Origin of the sequence: Actinomadura rudentiformis, assembly GCF_008923185.1 — a bacterium.
Classification (GTDB): Bacteria; Actinomycetota; Actinomycetes; order Streptosporangiales; family Streptosporangiaceae; genus Spirillospora; species Spirillospora rudentiformis.
Genome location: NZ_WBMT01000045.1, coordinates 1 through 6,391 on the forward strand (window position 1 = coordinate 1; position 6,391 = coordinate 6,391).

Genomic DNA, 6,391 nt, shown 5'->3' on the forward strand with positions numbered 1-6,391 from the left:
CGGCCGGCGCCGCCACCGCCCGCCCGGCCGCGGCCGGCGGGTGCGCGGCTGGCTCTACGTGCTGCCCGCGCTCGCGGTGTACCTGGGGTTCGCCATCTGGCCGGCGCTGAACACGCTGCGCCTGTCGTTCTTCACCTGGGACGGCATCCTGGCGCCGACCTGGGCGGGCCTCGACAACTACGTCAAGATCTTCCAGGAGCAGGCGCTGTACGAGGCCGTCCTGCACGGCCTGGTGCTGATCGTCTTCTTCTCGTTCCTCCCCATCGTGGCCGGGCTGCTCATGACGGCCCTGCTGATGGGCAAGGTCCGCCGGGGCATGACGTTCTTCCGGGTCGTGTTCTTCCTGCCCCAGGTACTGCCGCTCGTCGCCGTCGGCGTCACCTGGCGGTGGCTCTACAGCGAGTCGGGCGTCGTCAACCAGTTCCTCGACCTGGTCGGCCTGGGTTCGATCACCCGGGCCTGGCTGGGCGACTACGACCTGGCACTGATCGCGCTCGGGTTCATCGGAACCTGGGCGATGAGCGGGCTGTGCATGATGCTCTTCCTCGCCGGGGCCCAGAAGATCGACCCGGCCCTCTACGAGGCGGCCACGCTGGACGGCGCCGGATCGTTCAGCCAGTTCCTCCATGTCACTCTGCCCGGCGTCCGCAAAGAGATCACCATCGCCGGGGTCATCACCACCATCGCCGCGCTGGCCAGCTTCGACCTCGTCTACGTCACCACGAACGGCGGACCGGCAGGGCAGACCAACGTGCCCGCCCTGCTGGTCTACCGGCTGGCCTTCAGCGAGGGCGACATCGGCGGCGCCAGCGCGCTGGCCGTCGTGCTGACCGTCATCGTCGTCGCCATCGTCGGCCTCATCCGCCGCTTCACCAGGGAGGCGACATGACCACGCGCGGGGGACTCACCGTCCGGTACGGCCTGCTCATCCTCCTGGCGGGCATGATCCTGGTGCCGTTCCTCGGCATCATCCTGGCCGCCCTGCACCCCGCCGGCTCGCCGATCAGCGGGCTGAGCATCCCGGACCACTGGTCCTGGGGCAACTTCAGCCGTGCGTGGGAACGCGGCAACTTCACCGACCTGATGCGCTCCAGCGCCCTGATCACGTTCTGCGTCGTGCCGCTGGCGGTCGTCCTCGCCACCCTCGCGGCGTACGGGCTGACGATCCTCAAGGTCTGGGGCGGCCGGACATTGTCGGCCGGGTTCGTCCTCGGTCTCACGCTCCCGGTCGAGCTCGTCGTGGTCGCGCTCTACTTCAACCTGCGTGAGGTCGGCCTCACCAACTCCTATCTCGGCGTCATCCTGGCCGAGGCGGCGCTGTTCATGCCGTTCGGCGTCTACTGGATGCAGGCGCACTTCTCCAGCGTGCCCGACGAACTCGTCGAGGCGGCGCGCATCGACGGGGCGAGGGACCTCATCGTGCTGGCCCGTGTGCTGCTGCCGATCTCCTGGCCCGCGATCACCACGCTCTCGGTCCTGTACTTCATGTGGTCCTGGAACCAGTTCCTCCTGGTCCTGGTCATGATGCAGGATCCCGCCCGGCGCAACGCGCCGACCGGCCTGGGCTTCTTCGTCGGCCAGTACTCCACGGACATCCCTCTACTGTCCGCCGCGTGCCTGATAGTGATCGCCCCGATCGTCGCGGTGTACCTCACGTTCCAGCGCAGCTTCGTCAACGGCATCACCCAGGGCGCCATCAAGGGATAGCGGCCGCCTCCGCCCAACCGCGACGATCGCCAACGCGGCCAGGACGGCACTGACCCAGATGGCGCTCCGGTGATCGCCCGTGGTCTCGGACGCGATTCCGGCGAGCAGCGGCCCGGCGAACGCGCCGACGTTCAACGCGACGGTGGCGAACGACCCGTTCAGCGAGGGCGCGTCGGACGCGGTGTGCATGACCCGGCTGATGAGCGCCGAGCCGATACCGAACGACAACCCACCCTGGACGACCGCCAGAGTGAAGAGCGGGACTGCGTGAGCGCTGGTCAGAGCCAGCGCCGCCCAGCCACCGGCCAGAACGCACACGGCAAGGACCAGCCCCCGCCGGACGCCGGAACGGCCCGCCGCGACCACGCCGGCGAAGGCCCCCGCGCCGAAGGCGGCGAGCAACCCCGGCACCGCGCGCTCGGGCAGGTGGGCGACGTCGGTGGCGATGACGGCCAGGTACGCGAAGGTCGCAAAGGTCGCTCCGTTGACCACGGCGGCGAGCACCATCGCCCGCCGTACCGGCCGTGACCTCAACGCGCGCGCTTCCTGCCGGACCGAGACGTCCTTACCGGCCGCATCAGCGGGTGCGGACCGGAAGACCAGCGCCAGCGCGGGCAGGCACAGAGCTCCGACCGCCCAGAAGACCGATCGCCAACCGGCCACGTCTCCCAGCAGCGCGCCCGCCGGCACACCGGCCACGCAGGAGAGCGTCACCCCTGACACCAGGACCGCAGTGGCCCGACCTTGTTTTTCCGGCGCGACCATCCCTGTGGCGACGGACATGGCGACCGCCAGGAATCCGGCATTGACGATCGCGGCCAGGGCTCGCGTCGCGAACAGCACCATGAAGTCCGTTGTGACCGCACCGATGACATGCACGACGACGAATGCGGCCAGGAAGGTCGCGAGCGCGCGGCGGCGTGGCCATCGCGCGCTCAGCGCGGCCATCACCGGCGCCCCGACGATCATCCCGATGGCGTACGCGGACGTCAGGCTCGCGGCGGCGCCCACCGAGACCGACAGGTCCCGGGCGATGCCCGGCACGAGACCGGACACCATGAACTCGGAGGTTCCCTGGGCGAAGACTGCAAGGCCCAGGACATAGATGAACACAGGCAAGGATCGACTCCAGCGTCGACGGAACACGGGACACGTGTCCGGTCACCGGAAGCGAGATCGATCCAAGAAAGCCCGGTCGATTTACCGGGTCAGACAATCCGCCGCCGGGCGACCGGCGGCTCGGTTCTGTCCGACTCTGGGCTCACCACCCGAGCCACACTACTCACGTCTCACACAACCCCTCAAATGAATTAGCGGCCGGACGGGACCATGAAGTCCGGCGTCAGGCGTCCTTCTCCGCCTTGGCCTCCGGCCCGGTGCGGCTCAGCCGCGGACTGTCACCGCGCAAGGCGCCCGCGTCGGCCATCGCGGGCAACGGCCAGATCGGCGGGGTGCTGCTGCGCTCGCGCAGGCTGCTCTCTGCTGGGGTGCCGCTTTGCCTCCGGCTGTAGGCCAGTGCCAGCAGGGTGATGATCCATCCAAGGGTCCAGGCGAGGGCGCCGCCCGTCTGCTGGTCCTGGGCCGGTGTTGCTCCCCATGTACGGCCGAGGCCCGAGAACCAGTCTCCGGCCAGGACGTCGCCGGAGCTTATGAACGCGATGCCGAAGAACGCGTGGCACACCATCAGCAGCAACAGCGACGAACGAGCGGAGGCCCGGGATCCCGAAGGGGCGCCTATCCCCGACCAGAAGCACAGGCCGCTGAACACGAAGAAGGCCATGGCCAGCGAATGAACGGCGTGATTGCGCAGCGACGTTTCGAACAACGAGGAGAAGTAGAAGCCATAGAGGCTGCCGATGAAGAGCGCCATTGCCACCAGAGGATGTGCGAACATCCGCGCCGCCCGGCTCTCCAAAAGGGCGAGGATCAGCTCACGGGGCGTCCGGCCGGCGGCCGTGGGGCCGCTGCGCAGTGCGCGCATCGCGAGCGTGATGGGCGCGCCGAGCACCAGGAGAATCGGCACGATCATGCTCAGTGCCATGTGCTGAACGATGTGCGCGCTGAAGAGCACCATGCTGAAGCGGGCCAGCCCGCCGCACGTCACGGCGAACAGCCCGGCGAGCCCCGAGAACCATGCCACCGTGCGGGCGAGCGGCCACGGTGTGCCGTTGCGCCGCAACCGGACCACTCCGGCGGCGTACAGGACGGCCCCGGTGACGATGAGCGGCAGGAAGAGCGCGTCGATCCGCCAGTCCAGCACGTACGACTGGATGCTCCCGGAGTCGGGAAGCGGGAAGCCGAGCCGCAACGTGACCGCGTTGAGCGTTCCCTGCGGCACCTCGGGCGGCGGTGTACGGGACAGGCCGGTGGCCAAGGACATGGTCGCGGCCATGGCCAGGAGCTCGATCGCGGCGATCCGGAGGAAGACCCGCGTGCGCCGTTCGGTACGCAGGGAGGGGATGCTCCGGCGCCTGTGCCACCAGCCCAGAGCGCCCATCCCGATGAGCGCCGCCGTCTTGCCGACGATGAGCGTTCCGTATCGGGAGTCCAGGTTGATGCCGCCAAGGCGCACCCACGCGTTGGCCAGGCCACTGGCGCCGACGGCCACGAAGCAGACGAGGGCAAGGACGCTGTAGCGCGGCACGATGTACGGCAGCTCGCCGCGCGTCGACCGCGACATCGCCACCAGGACCACCAGACCGCCCACCCACAAGGCCGCGCCGGCGATGTGCGCAGCGAGGCTGAACACGGCGAGGGCATGGTCGTCGCTGCCGGCCGCGTGGCCGGTGAAGATGGGCGGCAGGAGGCCCGCGACGGCGAGAACGAGCAGGTAACCGGAGCCGCCCGCCGTCCGCGGCAGGTGCGCGGCGATCGAGATCACCGCGGCGACGGCCGTGACCGCGAGCAGAGCCCGCCCCTGGGGGAGTTCGATGAGGAACGTGCGCAGCATGTTCCCCGAGATCCCGGTCGCGACCGGCACGCCGAACAGATCGGAGATCGAGAAGACGATCAGGGCGAGGGCGGACATCGCCCAGGCGATCGCGCTCACCGCCGCCCCCCGAAGGCACCGCTGCCCCAGCGCGGACAGCTTGCCGTCCTGGTCCGGCAGGAACACCGCCGTCATCAGCAGCCAGCCCACGGTGACGGTTCCGGCCGCGTTCATCGCGAGCTTGGTGAGGGAGAGCCCGCCCTTGGTGAACGCCCCGGCCTGCGTGAGCTCCGGCACCGCCGCCGCGCTGAACGCGCCGCCGAACCGGATGACCACGGCCAGGATCACCAGCGCGACCGCCGCCATGCCGAGCCAGAGCATCCGCAGGTCGCTCAACGGCGCGGGCCCGCTGACGGGTCTGCTGACGGGCTTGCTTTCAGCAACCATTGGGCTGGGCCCTCCTCCTGGCGACCGGCGCCCGGGCACGACGAACCCGGCCCGGTGATCACAGGTACGGAAACCGGCGGCGCTTCGTTCAACCGCTGTTCGTGCGAACTCGGACGGGAGCGTCCTACTCGGTGCGGAGGGCGGTGGCGGTACGGGTCCGGGCTGCCCAGCCCGCAGGCAGGAGCGCCCCCAGAACGCCGATCACCAGGCCTCCAAGCGTGAGCAAGGTCAGCTCGGGGGCGTGGTAGACGGCCACGATGGAGTCGGGGAACCTGAGGCCGGCTCCGGCACCCATCGCGGGCATGACCCAGCGGTGCAGGGCGACACCGAGAGGCACGCCGACGGCGCCCCCGGCCAGCCCGGTCACGACCACCGAGGTGATGACCATCGCGATGGTCTGCCTGGGCGTCATGCCGAGTGCCTTGTGGATCCCGAGTTCCTGGATGCGCTCGCGGGTGTCGAGCACGACGCCGTTGAGCACCCCGAGGGCGGCGACGGTGACGAGCATCAGCGTGAGGAGCGCGGAGAGCGTGTTCAGCGTGACGACCATGTCGCTGCCGCCCGCGTCCCGGCCTGTGTGGGCCGTCACGCCCAGCGGGCGCAGCCGCGCGTTCAGCGTGTCGGTGTAGGCGGTCAGGTCCGTGCCGGGCTTCACCGCGATGTGATGGCTTGCGGGCTTCAGATCCGGCTCGGCGGCCCTGAGGGTCGCGGCGTCGGTGAAGACCTGCATGCCGTCGTTCCGGGTGTCGAAGACCTCGCCGACGATCCGGACCGGGACGGCCTTGCCGCGGTCGTCGAGGGTGACCGTGTCCCCGACCTGCGTCCCGGTGACGGTGAGGAACGGGGTCGGCACCACGGCTTCCCCCGGTTTGCTGATCCAGCGGCCAGAGACCATCCGGTAGCCGCCCCAGGAGGCGTCGCCGGTGAACGCGACGACGGTGACGGAACCCGCGACCCCGGCCACGGCCGCCTGTGTCCTGGCGGTGCCGTACTGCGCACGAGTCCCGGGCTGTGCGTTGATCGCTGCGGTGATCGCCGCTGCGGCGGTGGTGGAGGGGGCCTGGGCGCCGCGCTCCTCCAGCCGCGGTCCGACGACCCCAATGGTGACGTCGGCGGTGTCGTGGGCCCTGGCGGACATCACCTCGCTCAGTGACAGGCCCAGGCCGACGGTGAACGTGACGGCGATGGTGCCGAACACGACCGCCGACCCCATGGCCAGCGCACGGGCGGGCCGCGCGAACGGCCGGGCCAGGCCGAGGCCGACCGGCCGCGGCAGCGGGAGCCGCGCGGCCAGGCCGGCCGCCCGGC

The 6,391-nt window shown here is 70.2% G+C and carries 5 protein-coding genes; 2 read left to right on the forward strand and 3 right to left on the reverse strand.

All coding sequences use genetic code 11. The annotated features are described in order from the left end of the window. Both F8566_RS49495 and F8566_RS49500 read left to right on the forward strand, forming a co-directional pair. A partial coding sequence (locus F8566_RS49495; protein WP_225994245.1) for a carbohydrate ABC transporter permease occupies positions 1–889 on the forward strand: 889 nt, incomplete at its 5' end. Further along, a complete protein-coding gene (locus F8566_RS49500) occupies positions 886–1,707 on the forward strand; it encodes a carbohydrate ABC transporter permease (RefSeq protein WP_151571476.1) in 822 nt (273 codons plus the stop codon). The genes F8566_RS49495 and F8566_RS49500, both read left to right, overlap by 4 nt. Here F8566_RS49500 and F8566_RS49505 read toward each other — a convergent pair. The 3 genes from F8566_RS49505 to F8566_RS49515 all read right to left on the reverse strand — a co-directional run. Continuing rightward, positions 1,600–2,826, reverse strand: a complete 1,227-nt coding sequence (locus tag F8566_RS49505) for a Cmx/CmrA family chloramphenicol efflux MFS transporter (RefSeq protein ID WP_151571478.1) — start codon at positions 2,824–2,826, stop codon at positions 1,600–1,602. The two genes, F8566_RS49500 and F8566_RS49505, sit on opposite strands and share 108 nt — an antisense overlap. A gap of 223 nt (positions 2,827–3,049) precedes the next feature. Next, positions 3,050–5,083, reverse strand: a complete 2,034-nt coding sequence (locus tag F8566_RS49510) for a bifunctional copper resistance protein CopD/cytochrome c oxidase assembly protein (RefSeq protein ID WP_151571480.1) — start codon at positions 5,081–5,083, stop codon at positions 3,050–3,052. 124 nt (positions 5,084–5,207) lie between these two features. Further along, positions 5,208–6,391 (reverse strand): ABC transporter permease (locus tag F8566_RS49515; RefSeq protein ID WP_225994246.1); only part of this gene is annotated, 1,184 nt, incomplete at its 5' end.

Excerpts from the sequence above, each read along its gene's own strand:
- F8566_RS49500 (WP_151571476.1), top strand. The coding sequence starts at position 886 with ATGACCACGCGCGGGGGACTCACCGTCCGGTACGGCCTGCTCATCCTC.
- F8566_RS49510 (WP_151571480.1), bottom strand. The coding sequence starts at position 5,083 with ATGGTTGCTGAAAGCAAGCCCGTCAGCAGACCCGTCAGCGGGCCCGCG.